Source organism: Rhizobium rosettiformans (assembly GCF_016806065.1).
In the GTDB taxonomy this organism is placed as follows: domain Bacteria; phylum Pseudomonadota; class Alphaproteobacteria; order Rhizobiales; family Rhizobiaceae; genus Allorhizobium.
Genome location: NZ_CP032405.1, coordinates 1,742,197 through 1,760,373 on the forward strand (window position 1 = coordinate 1,742,197; position 18,177 = coordinate 1,760,373).

The 18,177-nt window shown below is 61.4% G+C and carries 20 protein-coding genes; 7 read left to right on the forward strand and 13 right to left on the reverse strand.

Annotated elements, in window-relative coordinates; translation table 11 throughout:
* Window positions 1–44 precede the first annotated feature (44 nt).
* The 6 genes from D4A92_RS08310 to D4A92_RS08335 all read right to left on the reverse strand — a co-directional run bounded on the left by D4A92_RS08310 (window position 45) and on the right by D4A92_RS08335 (window position 6,323).
* Window positions 45–1,325 carry an imelysin family protein gene (locus D4A92_RS08310; RefSeq protein ID WP_203019228.1) on the reverse strand — a complete coding sequence of 427 codons (1,281 nt, stop codon included), beginning with the start codon at window positions 1,323–1,325 and terminating at the stop codon, window positions 45–47.
* Window positions 1,326–1,450: 125 nt separating this feature from the next.
* Window positions 1,451–2,743: an RsmB/NOP family class I SAM-dependent RNA methyltransferase gene (locus tag D4A92_RS08315; RefSeq protein WP_203019229.1), complete on the reverse strand. Its 1,293-nt coding sequence runs from the start codon at window positions 2,741–2,743 to the stop codon at window positions 1,451–1,453.
* Between the two features lie 103 nt (window positions 2,744–2,846).
* Window positions 2,847–3,209, reverse strand: coding sequence for a septal ring lytic transglycosylase RlpA family protein (locus D4A92_RS08320; RefSeq protein WP_203019231.1), 363 nt, complete (start codon window positions 3,207–3,209; stop codon window positions 2,847–2,849).
* Between the two features lie 370 nt (window positions 3,210–3,579).
* On the reverse strand, window positions 3,580–4,461 hold the full coding sequence (locus D4A92_RS08325) for an SDR family oxidoreductase (RefSeq protein WP_203019233.1): 882 nt from the start codon (window positions 4,459–4,461) through the stop codon (window positions 3,580–3,582).
* A gap of 3 nt (window positions 4,462–4,464) precedes the next feature.
* Entirely contained in the window at window positions 4,465–5,619 is a 1,155-nt protein-coding gene (queG, locus tag D4A92_RS08330) for a tRNA epoxyqueuosine(34) reductase QueG (protein ID WP_203019236.1), read from the reverse strand.
* A gap of 11 nt (window positions 5,620–5,630) precedes the next feature.
* Window positions 5,631–6,323, reverse strand: coding sequence for a glutathione S-transferase family protein (locus tag D4A92_RS08335; protein ID WP_203019238.1), 693 nt, complete (start codon window positions 6,321–6,323; stop codon window positions 5,631–5,633).
* Between the two features lie 141 nt (window positions 6,324–6,464).
* Here D4A92_RS08335 and D4A92_RS08340 point away from each other — a divergent pair, with 141 nt between their 5' ends.
* Window positions 6,465–7,271: an undecaprenyl-diphosphate phosphatase gene (locus D4A92_RS08340; RefSeq protein ID WP_203019240.1), complete on the forward strand. Its 807-nt coding sequence runs from the start codon at window positions 6,465–6,467 to the stop codon at window positions 7,269–7,271.
* Window positions 7,272–7,335: 64 nt separating this feature from the next.
* Here D4A92_RS08340 and D4A92_RS08345 read toward each other — a convergent pair whose 3' ends face one another.
* From D4A92_RS08345 to dnaN, 7 genes are all read right to left on the reverse strand, one after another.
* Entirely contained in the window at window positions 7,336–7,494 is a 159-nt protein-coding gene (locus tag D4A92_RS08345) for a hypothetical protein (RefSeq protein ID WP_203019242.1), read from the reverse strand.
* Window positions 7,495–7,687: 193 nt separating this feature from the next.
* Window positions 7,688–8,668: a complex I NDUFA9 subunit family protein gene (locus D4A92_RS08350; RefSeq protein WP_203019244.1), complete on the reverse strand. Its 981-nt coding sequence runs from the start codon at window positions 8,666–8,668 to the stop codon at window positions 7,688–7,690.
* 138 nt (window positions 8,669–8,806) lie between these two features.
* Window positions 8,807–9,094 (reverse strand): DUF1330 domain-containing protein, encoded by a 288-nt coding sequence (locus tag D4A92_RS08355; RefSeq protein ID WP_076391610.1) that lies wholly within the window; start codon window positions 9,092–9,094, stop codon window positions 8,807–8,809.
* A gap of 24 nt (window positions 9,095–9,118) precedes the next feature.
* Window positions 9,119–9,823 carry an orotidine-5'-phosphate decarboxylase gene (pyrF, locus tag D4A92_RS08360; RefSeq protein ID WP_203019246.1) on the reverse strand — a complete coding sequence of 235 codons (705 nt, stop codon included), beginning with the start codon at window positions 9,821–9,823 and terminating at the stop codon, window positions 9,119–9,121.
* 2 nt (window positions 9,824–9,825) lie between these two features.
* A complete protein-coding gene (locus D4A92_RS08365) occupies window positions 9,826–10,410 on the reverse strand; it encodes a histidine phosphatase family protein (protein ID WP_203019248.1) in 585 nt (194 codons plus the stop codon).
* Window positions 10,411–10,420: 10 nt separating this feature from the next.
* Entirely contained in the window at window positions 10,421–11,014 is a 594-nt protein-coding gene (gene pmtA / locus D4A92_RS08370; protein WP_203019250.1) for a phospholipid N-methyltransferase PmtA, read from the reverse strand.
* Between the two features lie 126 nt (window positions 11,015–11,140).
* The gene (gene dnaN / locus D4A92_RS08375; protein WP_006725013.1) at window positions 11,141–12,259 is read right to left on the reverse strand and encodes a DNA polymerase III subunit beta; all 1,119 of its coding nucleotides are present in this window, start codon (window positions 12,257–12,259) and stop codon (window positions 11,141–11,143) included.
* Between the two features lie 225 nt (window positions 12,260–12,484).
* On the opposite strand from dnaN, the gene rsmI reads away from it, so the two are divergent.
* From rsmI to D4A92_RS08405, 6 genes are all read left to right on the forward strand, one after another.
* A complete protein-coding gene (gene rsmI, locus D4A92_RS08380) occupies window positions 12,485–13,402 on the forward strand; it encodes a 16S rRNA (cytidine(1402)-2'-O)-methyltransferase (protein WP_203019251.1) in 918 nt (305 codons plus the stop codon).
* A complete protein-coding gene (locus D4A92_RS08385) occupies window positions 13,399–13,767 on the forward strand; it encodes a YraN family protein (protein ID WP_203019252.1) in 369 nt (122 codons plus the stop codon). The genes rsmI and D4A92_RS08385 overlap by 4 nt, the downstream gene beginning before the upstream one ends.
* A 135-nt stretch (window positions 13,768–13,902) precedes the next feature.
* Window positions 13,903–15,201, forward strand: a complete 1,299-nt coding sequence (locus tag D4A92_RS08390) for an extracellular solute-binding protein (protein WP_006725010.1) — start codon at window positions 13,903–13,905, stop codon at window positions 15,199–15,201.
* Window positions 15,202–15,267: 66 nt separating this feature from the next.
* The gene (locus D4A92_RS08395; RefSeq protein WP_203019253.1) at window positions 15,268–16,149 is read left to right on the forward strand and encodes an ABC transporter permease subunit; all 882 of its coding nucleotides are present in this window, start codon (window positions 15,268–15,270) and stop codon (window positions 16,147–16,149) included.
* A gap of 10 nt (window positions 16,150–16,159) precedes the next feature.
* Window positions 16,160–17,002 carry a sn-glycerol-3-phosphate ABC transporter permease UgpE gene (gene ugpE, locus D4A92_RS08400; RefSeq protein WP_203019254.1) on the forward strand — a complete coding sequence of 281 codons (843 nt, stop codon included), beginning with the start codon at window positions 16,160–16,162 and terminating at the stop codon, window positions 17,000–17,002.
* 14 nt (window positions 17,003–17,016) lie between these two features.
* Window positions 17,017–18,129, forward strand: a complete 1,113-nt coding sequence (locus tag D4A92_RS08405; RefSeq protein ID WP_203019255.1) for a sn-glycerol-3-phosphate import ATP-binding protein UgpC — start codon at window positions 17,017–17,019, stop codon at window positions 18,127–18,129.
* Window positions 18,130–18,177 lie beyond the last annotated feature (48 nt).

Here is an 18,177-nt window from a genome sequence, read left to right on the forward strand (position 1 = left end):
GGGGATCGGGCCGCTCCCTTGGAGGGGCGGCCCGCCTTTGCTGCTTACTGGAAGACGGCCTCAGGACTATCAAGGCTGTCGGAACCTTCAAGCTCGATCGTGCCGAGCTCCAGCGACGCAATGACGCGCTGGATGGTCTGGGTCTGATCAACAAGGCCGTCGATGGCAGCCTGCACTGTGGCATTGCCCTCGGCATTGCCTTCGCCAATCATCTGGTCATAGGCTTCCTTGGTCTCTGCACGCTCGGCCATCGTGTTCATGGCAGCCAGCGTCTTGTCGAGCTTGTCCTTCATTTCCTGATCGAGCGACTGATCCTTGGCGGCAACGAGTTCGGAAAGCGACGGTCCGGTCATCTTCGTGCCGTCGACGCGCGTGTATTCGCCGGTATAGGCGGATGAGATGCCGATGGCGTCGTTCAGATGCGAGGCATGCGTGTTGTCGGAGAAGCAATCATGCTCTTCTTCCGGGTCATGCAGCAGCACGCCGAGCTTCATGCGCTCGCCGGCGAGTTCGCCATAGGAGAGCGAGCCCATGCCGGTGAGGATCGCGGAAATGCCCTTCTGCTCATCGGCGAGAACGGCCTTCGTCGCTTCGCCCTCCGGCGCCCAGGCCACGACCATCTCTTCCAGATCCTGCAGCAGCAGCGTCGAGGCGGCCTTGAGATAAGCGGCGCGGCGATCGCAATTGCCATTGGTGCAATTGGCCGTGTCATAGTCAGTATAGGGGCGGTTGCCGGCGCCGGGCCCCGTGCCGTTCAGATCCTGGCCCCAGAGCAGGAATTCGATGGCGTGATAGCCGGTCGCGACATTGGCTTCGACTTCACCGGCTTCATGCAGCGTCTCGGCGAGGAATTCCGGCGTGATCTCGGAGGCATCGACCTCTTCGCCATTGATCTTGATCTTCGGGTTGGCAATCACATTCGCCACATAAAGCGCATTGCCGTCACTCTCGGTACCGTAACCGGCATCGACATAGTCGATCAGGCCTTCATCCAGCGGCCAGGCATTCACCTTGCCTTCCCAATCATCGACGATCGGGTTGCCGAAGCGATAGACTTCCGTCTGCTGGTAGGGGACGCGTGCGGCAATCCAGGCTTCGCGGGCAGCCTTCAGCGCCTCTTCGCTGGGCTTTGCGATCAGCGCATCAATGGCCGCATCGAGAGCCTTGGCGGTGGAGAGCGAGTCCTCGAACTTGGCATGGGCAAGTTCTGCATAGTGCGTCAGCACGTCCTTGGGCGCAGGTGCCGCGATCGCCGGGCCGGCATAGATCGCAGCCGATGTGACGAGCAGCGCGACGGACGCGCCGATGACGGATTTCCGGATCATGGTGTCTCCCTTCGGCGCCGACTGGGCGCCTCAATGTAATCGGACGGCCATGTCTTCGCGCAAAAAGAAACTGGTGTCAAACAGTCGAGTATACGAAGTACTCGCTGAAATTGACGAGGGTCAAATCACGTCGGGCGACGGCGCATCCGACAGAAAAAGAAGCCGTCCGTATCCATGCTGGCGGGGCTGAGTGTCACCGTCTTGCCATCCGTTGACCGCGGCTCTGGAGCCGAGCCGCCGAAAAGGCGCGTCCAGTCTTCAACCACCGAGACGATCTCGAAGCTCGGATTGGCCTCGCAGAAGGCCTGGACCTGACGGTCGTTTTCTTCCGGCAGCACCGAACAGGTGACATAGAGCAGGGAGCCATTCGGTTTGACGAAGGTTGAGGCTTCGGTGAGTGCCTCCTGCTGCTGCGTCATCCGCTCCTGCAGGTTCCGGTCGGTCAGGCGCCACTTGGTATCGGGGCGGCGCCGCCAGGTGCCGGTGCCGGTGCAGGGGGCATCGACCAGCACCTGGTCGCAACGCTCTCGAAGGTTTGCGAGCCCCTTGGTGCTGTCATGGACCTGGACGTTATGGGTGCCGGCACGCTTTAGCCGCTCGATGATCGGCGCCAACCGCTTGCGGTCGGCGTCATAGGCATGCACCTGGCCCTTGTTGTTCATGGCAGCCGCCATGGCGAGCGTCTTGCCGCCACCGCCGGCGCAGAAATCGAGAACCTGATCGCCTTCGCGCGGCGTCACGAGATCGGCGACGATCTGCGAGCCCTCGTCCTGAACCTCGAACCAGCCCTTCTGGAAGCTGAGTTCTGCCGTAACGTTCGGCAGGCGGGACGGGCCTTCGCCAGCCGGAACGCGCATGCCGAAACGCGCGATCGGCGAGGCCTTGGCGCCGGAGCGATCGAGCGCCTTCAGCACCTTGTCCCTGTTGGCCTTCAGCGTGTTGACGCGCAGATCGAGAGTCGGGCGGGTGGCGAGCGCCTTGGCTTCGGCCAGCCAATCGTCGCCGAAGGCTTCTTCGAACGACGGTTGAACCCAGTCGGGAATGTCACCCTGGACGTTGAGGGGAGCAACGGAAAGGTCGCGGGTGGTAAAGGCCTGGATCTGGCTTTCGGAGAGGGCAGCGGGCGCAAAATTGTCGCCTTCGAGTTCCGCCTGCAGGGTCTCAAGGCTCATGCCCCATTGCCGCAGGAGAACGGCCCAGCCAAGCGCGTGCGCGCTGTCGTCATCCATCAGCCAGGCATGGGAGAGCTTCATGCGCAGGGCATCGTAGACGATATTGCCGATGGCCGCCCGATCGCCGGAACCGGCGAAACGATGCGAAAGGCCCCAATCCTTGAGGGCATCGGCAACGGGACGGCGACGGGTTTCGATGTCGCTCAAAACTTCGATCGCACCGGCAAGACGGCCGCCCAGGCGCATGGTCATTCTCCTCTGAAAGAAGAGAGCGTGGTAACGACGATCAGGGGCAAGAGCAAGCGCCTAAAACCCGACGGACCAATCGCCGCTCCCGAACTTGGATGTCTTAGCTGATGATCTCGTAGCAGACCTTGGCATGGCCGGAGCGGATCATGCCGATGTTCTGGGCCGCAGCCTTGGAGAGGTCGAGCACGCGGCCGCGGATGAAGGGACCGCGATCGTTGATGCGGACGACAACGCTCTTGCCGCTTCGCGCATTGGTGACTTTCAGCTTGGTACCGAAGGGCAGGGTCTTGTGAGCCGCCGTCAGTCTCGTCGGGTTCATGCGCTCGCCGGAAGCCGTCTTCGATGTCAGCGCATACCAGGATGCGCCACCGCAGGACGACTTTGCATTTGCACTCGAAGGCGCGAAAGCAAAGAGTGCAGCAATAGTTGCGGCGGCGAAAGCAGAGCGGTGGTTGATGATCAAGATTTACGTCCCTAGTCGTTGACACGAGCAATTTGTTGCGTGACGACGGCTAGGCAGGGTGAAAAATGGCAAAAACGTGCCCGAAATCTATCACGAAAAATTACAAGCTGAAACATTCGTGATGTCCGCAAGGCAAGTCTTTACCTTAACGAAATGTGAATTCGTCAGAAAAATCGTTTGATTCCAGGAGTCTTCATGGAATTAAAAACTCACGATTCCACCGTTTGCGGCATTCACGGAAGCGGTAAAGAAAAATTTTGCTCACAGGTCATATTTGTTGCCTAAATTGTGGTGCTGAAAGGGCCAGACGCTCGTCTGCGCAGGCATTGCGGCGCTCAGAGCGCAAAGTTGGACCCCGTAAAACGCCCCTTCAGGCCCGTTGGTTCCATGTGTCGGAGGCAAGTAGATCGACCAACGACATCATGTAATTCGGGTACTGGAAGTTGAAGCCGAGACGCTTGATCTTGGCATTCGAAACGCGCTTGTTTTCGCCATAGAAGGAGCGCGCCATGGGGGTCAGCTCCGCCGTCTCGAAAGGCTGCTCCGGCGGTGCATCCATCTCCATCAGGCGGGCGGCTTCGGTTACCACGTCCTGCGGCGGGGAGGGCATGTCGTCGGTGACGTTGAAGATCCCGCCCGTCTTGGGGCCGGCGAGGAAGGCGGTCGCCGATGCAATGTCCTCGACGCGGATGCGGTTGAACACCTGGTCCTTTTTCACCAGTCGGCGGGCGGTTCCATTGGCCAGGTTCATGAAGGTGTTGCGGCCAGGACCATAGATGCCGGAGAGCCGCAGGATCGCGAGAGGCAGGTTGTCCCGTGCCGCCACCACCTGCCACGCCTGCTCGGCCTCCACGCGCTCGACCGAGCGCACCGAGACCGGCTTCAGCTCCGTCTCCTCGTTGACCCAGGCACCGTGATGATCGCCATACACGCCGACGGTCGAAAGATAGGCGATCCATTCGAGCTTCGGCATGACGGCCTTGATGCCGGCCTGGCCGCAGAGCCGGATCAGCGGGTCGCCCTCACTGCCCGGCGCGATCGACTGAACGAGATGCGTGGTCTCGGCAAGCTCGGCAAGAAGGGGCTCCGACAGGCTCGTGCCGTCGAAGACAAAGGGCCGGATGCCCATGTCCTCAAGCGCCTTGCCCTTCTCTGCACTCCGTGTGGTCCCGGCGACCGAGGCGCCCTCGCTGCCGAGAAGCTTGCCGATTGCCTTGCCCGAATAGCCGGCTCCAAAAATCATCAAGCGCATGCGTCAGCTCTCCGTCGTCCATTCCTGTCGGACATGCTCGTCCGTTTCCGTCATCAAATGCGCGCTCTGCAGGGCGGCAAAGCGATCCGCCGGCAGAAGCCTGGACAGCGCCCAGGCGGCCATGCCACGCACATCAGCCGAGCCGTCCGTCAGCAGCCTCTCACAGGCCGGCGCCAGATCGAGAGAGCCGGAATTTCCGGCTGCAATCAGCACATTGCGCACGAAGCGGTCCCGCCCGATCCGCTTGACCGGCGAGCCGCTGAAATAGGTGCGGAAGCTCGGATCGTCCAGCGTCAGAAAGAAAGCGATCTCGGGCGCCTTCAGGTCATCGCGGGCGACAAGCTTCATCTCGCGGGCGGCTGCGGCAAACTTGTTCCAGGGACAGGCCGCGAGACAGTCGTCACAGCCATAGATGCGGTTGCCAAAGGCGGGGCGCAGCGCCCGGTCGATCGGCCCCTTGTGTTCGATCGTGAGATAGGAAATGCAGCGCCGCGCATCGATCTGGTAGGGGGCCGGGAAGGCGTCCGTCGGGCAGGCGTCGAGGCAGGCTCGGCAGGAGCCGCAATGGTCGCGCTCGGGTGCATCGATCTCGAGTTCGGCCGTGGTGAACAGGCTGCCGAGGAAGAGCCATGAGCCGAAGTCGCGGCTGACGAGATTGGTGTGTTTGCCCTGCCAGCCGAGGCCGGCTGACGCCGCAAGCGGCTTTTCCATGACGGGTGCGGTATCGACGAAGACCTTCACGTCTTCGCCCGCACGCGCGGCAAAGCGCGTCGCCACTTCCTTGAGGCGTCCCTTGATCACGTCGTGATAGTCGCGATTGCGGGCATAGACGGAGATCGCCGCCTTATCGGTCTGCGACTGCAAGTGCCGCGGATCCTCGTCCGGACCGTAGTTCATCCCGAACATGACGATGGAGCGCACATCCGACCAGAGGACGCGCGGATCGGCGCGGCGCTCTTTTGTCTCTTCCATCCATGCCATCGTGCCGTGTCGTCCGGCCTCAAGAAAGGTCTCGAGCCTTGCGGGCGCTTCGGGAATGGCCTCCGGCAGCGTGATGCGACAGAGATCGAAGCCCTGTGCATGGGCCTCCTGACGCAGGAAACGCGTGAGCTCTGCCTGCCGCTTCCGGATCTTGGGATCGATCTGCGGCTCGTCCATGAAGATAACCGTCAGAAGTCGAGGTCGGCGTAATGCGACACCGGCGTGATGCCGCGCACGCGCTCTGTCAGCAGCGGGCGGAAGGAGGGGCGCGACTTGATGCGCTGATACCATTCCTTCGCGACCGGGAACTCGTTCCAGTCGATTTCGCCGAGGTAGTCGAGCACGGAGATGGCTGCCGCCGCCGAGAGGTCGGCATAACTGATGCGGTCGCCGGCGAGCCACTGACGCGAGCCGGAAAGCCAGGTCAGGTATTTCATGTGATGGCGAATGTTCGAGCGCGCCGTGCGCAGAACCTTGGAGTCGGGCGCACCGCCACCGAGGCCATTGGGAATGATCAGCTTGTGCACCCGCTCGCGCACCAGTGGCTTGGTGACATCCTGCTCCATCTTCTGCAGGAACCATTCCGTCAGTCGGCGGATCTCTGCCCGCTGGAACGGGTCTTCCGCGAAGAGCCGCCGGTCGCGCTTCAACACGCCATGCGTCTCGTCGATGAACTCGGAAATGATGGTCGGGCCGCAAAGCGCGCGCATATTGTCGTCAACATAGACGGGCAGCGTACCGGCGGGATTGAAGGCCAGGAACTCCTTGCGCTTCTCCCAGGTCTGTTCCTCCACCAGATCCGTCTGGAAGCCGTATTCGGACAGGACCAGTCGAATGAAACGGGACGCGGTGGACATCGTGTGATGATACAGGGTCGGCATCGGAACTCGAATTCTCGGATTTTTCAGTGGCCGCAGCGCAGGCTGTCGAAGCGGCTGGTCATCGGCGCGGCTTCCAAGCTATAGGGTTTCGGCCCCCGCAATACAAGCAAATCACTTTGCCTTCCCCTAGAAGGAGACCTCATGGAAGATCAATCCATTATCAGCGCGCTCGTGCTCGGCGTCATCGAAGGCCTGACCGAGTTCGTGCCGGTGTCATCCACCGCGCATGTTCTGCTGGCCGGCCATTTCCTCGGTTTCGAATCGCCAGGCAACACCTTTGCCGTGTTGATCCAGCTGGGCGCGATCCTCGCCATCCTCAGCGTCTACTTCGCCAAGCTGCTCCAGATCGCGCTATCGCTCCCGACCAGTGCCGAGAGCCGCCGCTTCGTCGGCGCGGTCCTTCTGGGCTTTCTGCCTGCTGCCGTGATCGGTGTTATCGCACATGACTTCATCAAGACCGTGCTCTTCGAGACGCCGATGCTGATCTGCGTGGTGCTGATCCTCGGCGGCTTCGTCCTGCTTTGGATCGACCGCCTGCCGCTCAAGCCAAAATACCACGACGTGGCGGAATACCCGTTGTCGCTCGCATTGAAGATCGGCCTTTGCCAGTGCGTGGCGATGATTCCTGGCACCTCGCGCTCGGGCGCGACGATCGTCGGCGCGCTGCTGCTGGGTGCCGACAAGCGCTCGGCGGCGGAGTTTTCCTTCTTCCTGGCCATGCCGACCATGCTCGGCGCGTTCACGCTCGATCTTTACAAGAACCGTAACGCGTTGACTGTCGACGACACCCTGATCATCGCAATCGGCTTTGTGGCGGCCTTCGTCTCGGCGCTCTTCGTCGTCAGGGGGCTTTTGAATTTCATCTCGAAGCGAGGCTATGCGCCCTTCGCCTGGTGGCGCATCGTCATCGGCACAGCAGGCATCCTCGGGCTGCTTATCACCGGCTAAGGCCGGCAGAGCCGAGGCAAGAAAAAAGGCCGTCCCGAGGGGCGGCCTTTTTGATTTTGGGAGATCAGTTGGTCGGCGGGATCGAAGCCGTCGAGCACGGATCGATGCCATAGGCGGGCGAGCAATTGTCCTTTCGGGCGGCGACAGTGGTCGGCGCCAGGAACGAGCCGGCGATGATGACCAGTGCCGCACATGCGAAGAACAGTGCGATAGGCTTGCCCATGAAAATGCCTCTTGAAACTGACTGAGATGAAGGGCTGGCACATGTTTCCGGCCGGCCGTTGGGGGCCAGTCTTTACGCATTGCCACGACCGCCATCAATAGGCGATCTTGCTTTATCCGGGGTTAACGCAGGTCTTTGTTTAGCTGCGTCTTTTGTGCAACGGCGAGACGATCACCCAGTGTTGAAGGCGGCCTCAGGCCGCCTTGCCGGTCCCGGTGTACTGGCCATGCACGCGGTACTGCACGAGATAGGTCGGCAGGATTGCGGCCATGGTCACCGGCTCGATGCCGAGGCCTTCCAGCGTGCGCCCTTCCGCCTTGGCGGCGGCCGAGACGACATTGTCCTTCTTGAGCAGCTTCACCTGGTCGCTGGTGAGCGGCGGGGTGATCAGCGGCACGGCAGAGGCAATGCTGCCGATCAGCGAGGCGATGCCGAAAGGCAGCGTGACAAGCGCACGCTTGCGGCCGACGATTTCCAGCATCATCTCGAGACATTGCTTGAAAGTCGCAACATCGCGGCCGCCGAGTTCGTAGATCTTGCCCCGGGCGATCGAGCCGTCGACGGCACGCGCCACGACTTCGGCGACGTCACCGACATAGACCGGCTGGAACTTGGTCTTGCCACCGCCGACGAGCGGCAGGGCCGGCGCGATGCGGGCCATGGCCGCGAACTTGTTGAAGAAGCCGTCTTCCGGACCGAAGACAATCGACGGACGCAAGATGATGGCGTCGGGCAGGATCGACTGGACGGCGGCTTCCGCACGGCCCTTGGTCGCGGCATAGACCGAGTCCGACTTGGCATCGGCACCGATCGCCGAAACGTGGGTCAGTGTCGCGCCGACCGAGCGGGCGGCTTCAGCAACCGCGCGGGCGCCAAAATCCTGGACCGCATCGAAGCCGTTGCGGCCGCTTTCGAAGAGGATGCCGACGCAGTTGACGACATGGTCGGCGCCCTGGACCGCGGCATCGACCGATGAGCGATAGCGCAGGTTTGCCTGGACGAAAGAGATCTGGCCGACATTGCCGAGCGGCTGCAGGAAGCCTGCGAGATCAGGGCGGCGAACGGCGACGCGGATACGATAGCCGCGCTTGGCGAGTGCCCTGACGACATGCCGTCCGACGAAGCCCGAGCCCCCGAAGACGGTGACGAGCGGCGGAAGGTTGGACAAGGTCATGGACGGCTCCCCTGAACTATATATAGGCGCACACGATATGCGCGATCTGGCTGGCCTCTCTTAACCGAATCGTCCGGCGGGGGAAAGGCCCGTCAAGGCCGCATCCGCCGGACATTGAGGCGCAGGGTCAGGGCGGGCTCAGATGCCCTCGACAACCACAATTTCCCCGTCCGCCACTTCCTGGCGGATCTTGGCGGCGATCTGGTACTCCGGCGAATTGTAGCAGTCGACGGCGGCCTGGTGTGATGGGAATTCGACCACCACATTGCGCGCCCGCCCGTCGCCCTCGAGCAGGGTATAGGCACCGCCCCGCGCGAGGAATTTGGCGCCATAGGTCTCGAAGGCCGGCTTTGCGGCGGCGACGTAATCCTTGTAGCGCTCCGCATCGCGGATATCGACGCGTGCGATCCAGTATCCCTTGGCCATAACGTCCTCCCGGTTTGTCTTTGATTATGCCTGCTTGGCCATCGCCTCGTCCATCTCGGCGAGAATGGCGAGCGCTGCCGCCTTTGGATCCTCGGCCTTGACGATTGGGCGGGCGACGACGAGGTGGCTCGAGCCGGCGGCGATGGCGTCGGATGGCGTCATCACGCGCTTCTGGTCACCCTTGTCGGCACCTGCCGGGCGGATGCCGGGGGTAACGATCGCCAGTTTCGGCCCGACGACGCCACGCACGGCCGACGCCTCTTCCGCCGAGCAGACGATCCCGCCCATGCCGGCGATGCGCGCCTGTTCGGCGCGTTTCAGCACGAGCGTATGCGGATCGTATTCATAGCCGGCATCGGTCAGATCCTGTTCGTCCATGGACGTCAGCACCGTGACGCCGAGCAGGCAAAGGCCCGAGCCCTCGGCCGCCTTGACCGCAGCCGCCATGGCCTTCGGATAGGCGTGCAGGGTCAGCATGGTCATGCCCATGCGGGCGATGTTCTCGACTGCGGATGCCACCGTGTTATCGATGTCGAGCAGCTTCATGTCGAGGAAGACTTGCTTGCCCTCTTTCGCGAGGTCACGGGCAAATTCCAGCCCGCCGGCAAAGGCGAGCTGATAGCCGATCTTGTAGAAGGAGATGCTGTCGCCGAGCGTGGAAACGACCCGCTCCGCTTCCTGGACGGTCGGAACATCCAGTCCGACGATGAGACGGTGACGTGCGCTCAAGTTTAAGACTCCTGCCAGATCTCCATGGCCGTCCAGTCGCATGAGATGCGTCGGTCTGCAAGGGAGAAGCAAAAAAGATTGCCACCGCCCCCAGGTTGATCTCTCTGCCGGCTGATCGGAGTGGCGGACATATGGCATTTCAACAGGGTTCCGACGCCGCCGTGACCGATGAATGCGATCGGCTTGTTCGCGTCGTGCGTCGCAAGGATCGCGTTCACAGCCCCGACGATGCGCGCCTGCGCATCTGTTGCACGCTCCCAGCCGCGATAACTTTCCTCCGGATGCGCGAAGAACCAGTCCGCGGCCTTCTCGAAATCGGAAGGTTGGAGGAATCCTGTGGCAGAGCGGTCATTCTCGTGGGTAGACGGGTCGATTTCGATCCGGAGCCCCGCGGTGGCGGCAAGGATCTCTGCGGTCTCGATCGCCTTGCGTTCTCCGCTGCTGATGATGCGCGTCAGGCGCTGCACCCAAGGCTGTCTGGCGCAAGTTTCCGCCCGTGCGCGACCCACGGCCGAAAGGCCCCAGTCCGGTACCGGAACCGATGAGTCGATCTGCACCTGCGGGTGCGTGATGTAGAGGCCAAACATCGAAGAAGGCTCAGGCCTTGCGATAGATCCAGAGCTGGGCCGGCGGGATGTTGCGCACGACGAAGTCGAAATGCTGGATGTGGTAGCGATCGGGCTTGGCGATGATCGGCGACACCGGACCATAAGTGATCTGCACCACCGGGCGCCCTTCTGGGATGCGGGACAGCAGATCTTCGAGCAGCTGGATGCGCGCTTCCATCGGGAAGCTCAGCATCGGTACGGCCGATATCACGCAGTCGAAGGTCTTGTCGGCGAAGTCGCCGAGGATGTTTTTGAGGTCGAAGGCATCGCCGTGGATGAAGTTGACGCCCGCATAATCCTCGACGAGTCGGCGGTAGAAATCCTCGGAATATTCGACGGAAACGATCTTTTCTGCCGGAACGCCGCGCGCCAGGATCTGCTTGGTGATGACCCCGGTGCCGGGGCCAAGCTCGAGCACCGGCGAGCCGGACTTCGGCTCGATGACACTCGCCATGCGCTTTGCCGTCACGGACGACGTCGGCACGATCGCGCCGACGAGCTTTGGACCCTGCATCATGCCCTTGAAGAACCGGATTTCTTCGTCGAATTTCTTCTCGAACCGTTCCTTCAATCGGATGGCCATGATCGTCCCTCTTCTTGTTGCTGCTCGATTGCTGCGAGCCGAATGCGACAATTTTGGGCCAAGTTGTCGCAAACGCAAGAAAGAATGACGCAAGTGGGCAAAATTCCTGTCTGAGCCCTGGGCGCGTTACACGCGCATCGGCATCAGGACATAGAGCGCGTCGGCGCCGGCGGTGTCGCGAATGAGCGTCGGAGAGCCGGCATCGGCAAGCAGAAAGATCGCATCGTCGCCGGAAAGCTGGGCGGTGATGTCGAGGAGATATTTGGCGTTGAAACCGATCTCCATTGCGTCGCTTTCATAGCCGACGGCGACTTCTTCCGTCGCACTTCCCGAATCCGGATTGTTGACGGTCAGCATCAACTGGCCGTCGGCGAGCGCCAGCTTCACGGCGCGGCCACGCTCGGACGAGATCGTCGAGACGCGGTCGACGGCACGTGCAAACGTCTGGCAATCAACCCGCATTTCCTTGTCGTTCGCCTGCGGAATGACGCGCTGGTAGTCCGGGAACGTGCCGTCGATCAGCTTGGAGGTCAGGACGACCGAGCCGATGGAGAGACGGATCTTGGAATCGGAAATCTCGATGCCGATTGTGAGATCCGGATTGTCGATGAGCTTCTGCAGCTCTCCGACCGTCTTGCGCGGAATGATGATGCCGGGCATGCCTTCCGAGCCCGAGGGGGCATCGACATCGGCGCGGGCCAGACGATGGCCGTCGGTGGCAACGGCGCGCAGCTTCAAGGCGCCGCCTGCCTCGATCGTGTGCAGGAAGATACCGTTCAGGTAGTAGCGAGTCTCTTCGGTCGAGATCGCAAACTGGGTGCGATCGATCAGCATCTTGAAGTCGGATGCCTTCATCTTGAAGGAATGGGTGAAGGTGCCGGCGGTGAGATCCGGGAAGTCCGACTGCGGCAGGCACTGCAGCGAGAACTTCGAGCGGCCGGAAGCGACCGTCATCGTGCCGCCATCCGGGTTCGTTGCGAGCAGAACCTCGGAACCGTCGGGCAGCTTGCGCACGATTTCATAGAGCAGATGGGCCGGAACGGTGGTGGCGCCTGCCTGCTCGACCATGGCCGGCGTGCCTTCGGTGATCTCAAGGTCGAGGTCCGTCGCCTTCATGTCCAGTTCGGCGCCTTCGGCCTTCAGCAGCACGTTCGACAGGATCGGGATCGTGTTGCGACGCTCGACCACGCGATGCACGTGATTGAGGGACTTGAGGAGATTGGACCGTTCAAGAGTTATACGCATGGGATGCTACCGCTTTCGACGTGTCGTCTTCCGGAGTTCCGGATCGGAAAATAGGGGCCGGGCAGTCCCCGGGCCGGACGATGTGGACGGGCAAAATGGCAGTAAATCTGCGGGAAAAGCAAGAGGCTCCAAGGTTTTCCACGTTCGTCCCACGCCAAGATTATCGGAATGGTTTATGGGCTGGGCACCCTTGCCGCGAGCATGGGGGTGGAGGATAAAGGCCGCATGACAACTGAAGACAAAAATGCCGCCACGGCGCAGACTTCCAAGCGCTATCGCCTGAACGACACGTCGATTGCGGCGCGGCCGCTGGAGCCAGCGCTTTATCTGGTCGCGACCCCGATCGGCAATCTCGGCGACATCACCATCCGCGCGCTGGAAACGCTTGCTGGTGCCGATGTGCTCGCCTGCGAGGACACAAGGGTCACCCGCGTCCTTCTCGACCGTTACGGGATCGAGAACCGGCCTTATGCCTATCACGAATACAATGCAGACGAGGCAGGTGCGCGTCTGCTCGCCACCCTCGAAGCCGGCAAGTCCGTCGCCCTCGTCTCGGATGCCGGAACACCGCTCGTCTCCGACCCGGGTTATCGCCTCGGCCAGCTGGCGATCGAAGCTGGCCACCGTGTGGTGCCGATCCCAGGCGCTTCCGCACCGCTCGCGGCCCTTGTCGGTTCCGGCCTGCCGAACGACGCTTTCCTGTTTGCCGGTTTCCTGCCGACCAAGGACAAGGCGAAACGGGACCGACTTCGCGAGCTTTCCAAGGTGCCGGCAACGCTGATCTTCTTCGAGTCCCCGCATCGTATTGGCGACACGCTGGTCGCGGCGGCCGATGAACTGGGCAAGGATCGGCCGGCCTCCGTCTGCCGCGAATTGACCAAGACCTTCGAGGAATTCCGCCGAGGTCCGCTCGGCGATCTCGCCGCTGATTATGCCGACAAGACGGTCAAGGGCGAGATCGTGCTGGTCATCGGCCCACCCGCTCCCGATGCTGCGCCCGACGCCGCCGATGTCGATATCCTGCTCGCCGAGCTATCGACCACCATGCCGACAGCCAAGGCCGCAACGGAAGCCGCAAAGCTGACCGGCCTGCCGCGCAAGGAGCTTTACCAGCGGCTCCTGGAACTCAAGGGTGCCGCATGAGACCCAAAGGCGCGGATCAAAAACGTATCCGCGCCGAGAGGCTGGGCCGCTGGTCGGAATACCGAGCCGCCCTCGCGCTCCTCCTCAAGGGCTACCGGATCGTGGCGCTGCGCTACAAGACGAAGGCTGGCGAAGTGGACATCATCGCCCGTCGTGGCGATCTCGTCATTTTCGTCGAAGTGAAAGCCAGACGAGATCTGCGCTCAGGCGTCGATGCCGTCGGCTACGCAGCTGAGCGCCGCATCGCCAATGCCGCAGATCATTGGCTTCGCAGGCAATCCGATGCAACACGGTTGTCACTTCGACATGATATCATCGTCGTGCGGCCATGGCGCTGGCCGGTCCATTTCGAGGGCGCATTTTAGCTTCGTTTCACTTTCGAACCGCAAATAATGAAACCTTCGTTTTGTGACAGCTCTGACACAAAACTTTCAAGTCGCTGTCATGGAGCGGCCCTAATGGAGCCCTCACCGCAACAACCGGTGGAGAGGATCTAACCCATGATCAAGAAGATTTCCCTGGCCGCTCTGGCCCTGACCATGACCGCATCGACGACGCTTGCCGCGACCAACATCACCTGGTGGCACGGCATGGGCGGCCGTAACGGCGAGGTCATCAACGAGATCGCCCAGAAGTTCAACGAAGCCCAGAGCGAATGCGCTCTGACGCCCGTCTCCAAGGGCTCGTACGAAGAAGCCCTGTCGGCCGGCATCGCCGCCTTCCGTTCGGGCGAACAGCCGAACATCCTGCAGGTCTTCGATGCCGGTGCCGCCACGATCATCAACGCCAAGGGCGCGACCATCGCAGCCGAAGACCTCCTGAAGGACAACGGTTTCGAATTCAACCGCGAAGCCTTCATCGAAGGTGTCCGCTATTTCTACGCCGATAGCGAAGGCAAGTTCGTCGGGATGCCGTTCAACTCTTCGGCGCCGATCATGTACATCAACGACGAAGCCCTGCAGAAGGCCGGCGTCGAAGCCCCGAAGACCTGGGAAGAGTTCGAAGCCATCGCGCCGAAGCTGAAAGAAGCCGGCTTCATCCCGCTCGTCCAGTCGCAGCTCACCTGGCAGTTCACCGAGAACTTCTTCTCGCGCAACAACATCCAGTTCGCTTCGAACAACAACGGTTATGACAGCATCGTCGACACGACGATCAACGTCACCGACGAAAACCACGTCATGATGTATGACAAGCTGAAGGCCTGGTACGATCAGGGCCTGTTCGGCTATTACGGTGCTGCCTGGAACGACAACCAGAAGGTCTTCGAAGAAGGCAAAGCTGCTCTCTGGATCGGTTCGTCGGGCTCCTTCGGCGGCCTGCAGAAGACCGCGACCATGCCGTTCTCGGCAACCTTTTTGCCTTACTGGAACTCGATCGAAGGCGCTGGCGTCCACTCCTTCATCGGTGGTGCTGCCCTCTTCGCGATGGCTGGCAAGTCGGCTGAAGAAAACAAGTGCTCGGCCTCCTTCTTCAACTTCCTGACCTCGACCGAAGTCCAGAAGTTCTACCATCAGGCCACCGGCTACGTTGCCATCACCAACGCCGCTTACGAGCTGTCGAAGTCGGAAGGCTATTACAACGAAAAGCCGGCTGCCGAAGTTGGCATCCAGCAGCTGCAGCTGCCGACCGCCGAGTGGAACAAGGGCTATCGCCTGGGCTTCTACCCGCAGATCCGGGCCGTGATGGAGCGCGAATACAACCGCCTCTTCGCCGGTGAGACCACGGCTAAGGACGCCATGGAAACGATCAAGAAGGAAGCCGACGAGCTTCTCGCCCGCTTCGCCAAGACCGCTGGCTGATCATTTCTGAAACTTGATTGGGACCCGGGGGCGACAAGCCCCCGGGACTTGCATTGAGAGGGCTCCATGAAGCGCGTCCAGTTCAACTCGCGATATCTGCCGTATCTGTTCCTGCTGCCACAGTTCGCGATCATCTCCATTTTCTTCTACTGGCCCTCGATGCAGGCGATCACCTCGTCCTTCTATATCGAGGATCCCTTCGGCTTTGGTTCGAGCTTTGTCGGTGCCGACAACTACACGGATGCGCTCGCCTCGCCGGAATACCAGCGGATCGCCCGCTTCACGATCGGCTACAGCCTGATCGTCACTTTCCTGGCTCTCTCGATCGGCATGCTGCTCGCTCTCAAGGCGGATGCGGTGATCCGCGGTCAATCGGCCTATAAGACGCTGCTGATCGTCGTTTATGCGATCGCGCCGCCGGTGGCCGGCCTAATCGGAATGATGATCTTTGACCAGCATATCGGCCCCTTCGTGAAATTCGCCGCGTTCTTCGGCTGGGACATGAAGGTCGGCCTCAATTATTTCGACACGGCCTTCGCCATGGTAGCGGTCGCCGTCTGGAATCAGATCCCCTACAACTTTATCTTCTTCCTCTCGGGCCTCCAGGGCATTCCGGCCTCGATCCGTGAGGCGGCGGCCATCGACTGCAAGTCCGGCACGCGCCGCTTCTGGACGGTGATCCTGCCGCTGCTTACCCCGACCGCCTTCTTCCTGTTGGTCATCAACATGACCTATTCGCTCTTCGACACCTTCGGCGTCATCGACGTCATCGTGAAGGACAAGGCGGCGAACAACCCGATCACGCTGGTCTACAAGGTCTATCTCGACGGTTTCCGCGGCAATGACCTTGGCTCGTCTTCGGCCCAGTCGGTCATCCTGATGCTGGTCGTCTTGGTGCTGACCATGATCCAGTTCCGCTTCATCGAACGCCGCGTTCACTACGGTTGAGGAGAGCGCCATGTACCGCACCAAATTCTTCGATCACCTGATCCTGATGGCCGGCGTAATTTTCATGCTCGGGCCGCTGGTCGTCGCCTTCACCACCTCGACCCATTCGGCAGCCGAAATCCACACCAATGGCCTGATGCTGTCGATCGGCGATGATTTCACCGAGACCTATGACAGGGTGCTCTTCAAGTCCGGCGGCTTCACCGGCCAGGTGACGGGGCTGACCATGGCGATGAACTCGCTGATCCTTGGGCTTGGCTTCGCCATCGGCAAGATCGTGCTGTCGATGCTCGCGGCCTATGCCATCGTCTATTTCCGCTTTCGCTTTGCGACCCTTGCCTTCTGGTTGATCTTCACCACGCTGCTCCTGCCGCTCGAAGTGCGCATCATGCCAACCTACAAGGTGATGAGCGACCTCTCGCTCCTGAACAGCTATCAGGGCCTGATCCTGCCGCTTCTCGCATCCGCAACCGGCACCTTCTTCTTCCGGCAGTTCTTCAAGTCCGTGCCGGACGAACTCCTGGAGGCAGCCCGCATCGACGGCGCCGGTCCCTTCAAGTTCTTCATCGACGTGCTGGTGCCGCTGTCGCGCACCATGATCGCCGCCGTCTTCATCATCATGTTCGTCTATGGCTGGAACCAGTATCTCTGGCCCATGCTGATGACCACCGACGAGCGCTTCTACACGCTGATGCGCGGCATCAAGCAGATCCTGCAGGTCTGGGTCGGATCGCAGATCCCCGACTACAACGAAGCCTTTGCCATGGCCGTGCTCGCACTGCTGCCACCCGTCATCGTGGTGGTGGTGTTCCAGAGCTGGTTCATCAAGGGCCTCACCGAAACCGACAAGTAAAGGGAGTGCCGACCATGGCGTCCATCGACATCAACGAAGTCTGCAAGATCTACGACAAGGGCGGCGCCAAGGCCGTCGATACCGTCGACATCCAGATCGAGGACGGCGAGTTCATCGTCCTCGTCGGCCCCTCCGGCTGTGGCAAGTCCACGCTTCTGCGTATGGTGGCGGGTCTGGAGGAAATCTCCCAAGGCACGATCTTGATCGGCGACCGGGTGGTCAACGAGGTCGAGCCAGCCGATCGCGACATCGCCATGGTCTTCCAGAACTATGCGCTCTATCCGCACATGACCGTCTACGACAATCTCGCCTACGGCCTGAAGAACCGGGGCACACCGAAAACGGAAATTGCCGAGCGCGTCGCGGAAGCCGCGAAAATGCTGGAGATCGAGAAATATCTCGAGCGCAAGCCGCGCGCACTTTCGGGCGGCCAGCGCCAGCGCGTCGCCATGGGCCGCGCCATTGTCCGCAAGCCGGCCGTCTTCCTCTTCGACGAGCCGCTCTCCAATCTCGACGCCAAGCTGCGCGTCACCATGCGCGGCGAAATCCGCAAGCTGCAGAAGCGGCTGAAGACGACCGCGATCTACGTCACCCATGACCAGCTGGAAGCGATGACGCTTGCCGATCGCTTGGTGGTCCTGAACGGTGGCCGCATCGAGCAGATCGGCACGCCGCTCGAAGTCTACAACCGTCCTGCCTCCACCTTCGTCGCGAGCTTCATCGGCTCCCCGGCCATGAACCTCGTGGATGCCCGCATCGAAGGCGGACAGCTTCACTTCGCGGATGTCGTGCTTCCCGTGGACGGTGCTTGGTCGGACGGTCCGGTCCGTCTTGGAATGCGCGCCGAGGATCTCGTTCTGACGCATGAGAACGATGCGCAGTTTTCGCTGGCAATCGACTATGTCGAGGAACTCGGCGCTCAGCGTCTGGTCCATGGTCTGGTCGCAGGTCAGCCGATGACGGCGGTCGTCGCCTCGCATGTCGAGTTGCGCGAACGTCTTTCGCTGCGCATCTCCCCGTCCAAGCTGCATGTCTTCTCCGCCGATACCGGGCGCCGGCTGAACGCGGGTCTGCCGCCTTCGGATAGGCAGCCGGTCGCGCAGGAGACCGAGCGGGTCTTCGCCTGAGCGTTCCGGGCTTCACCATCGCTTCAGCAAAATTCAAGGTCGGCGGCG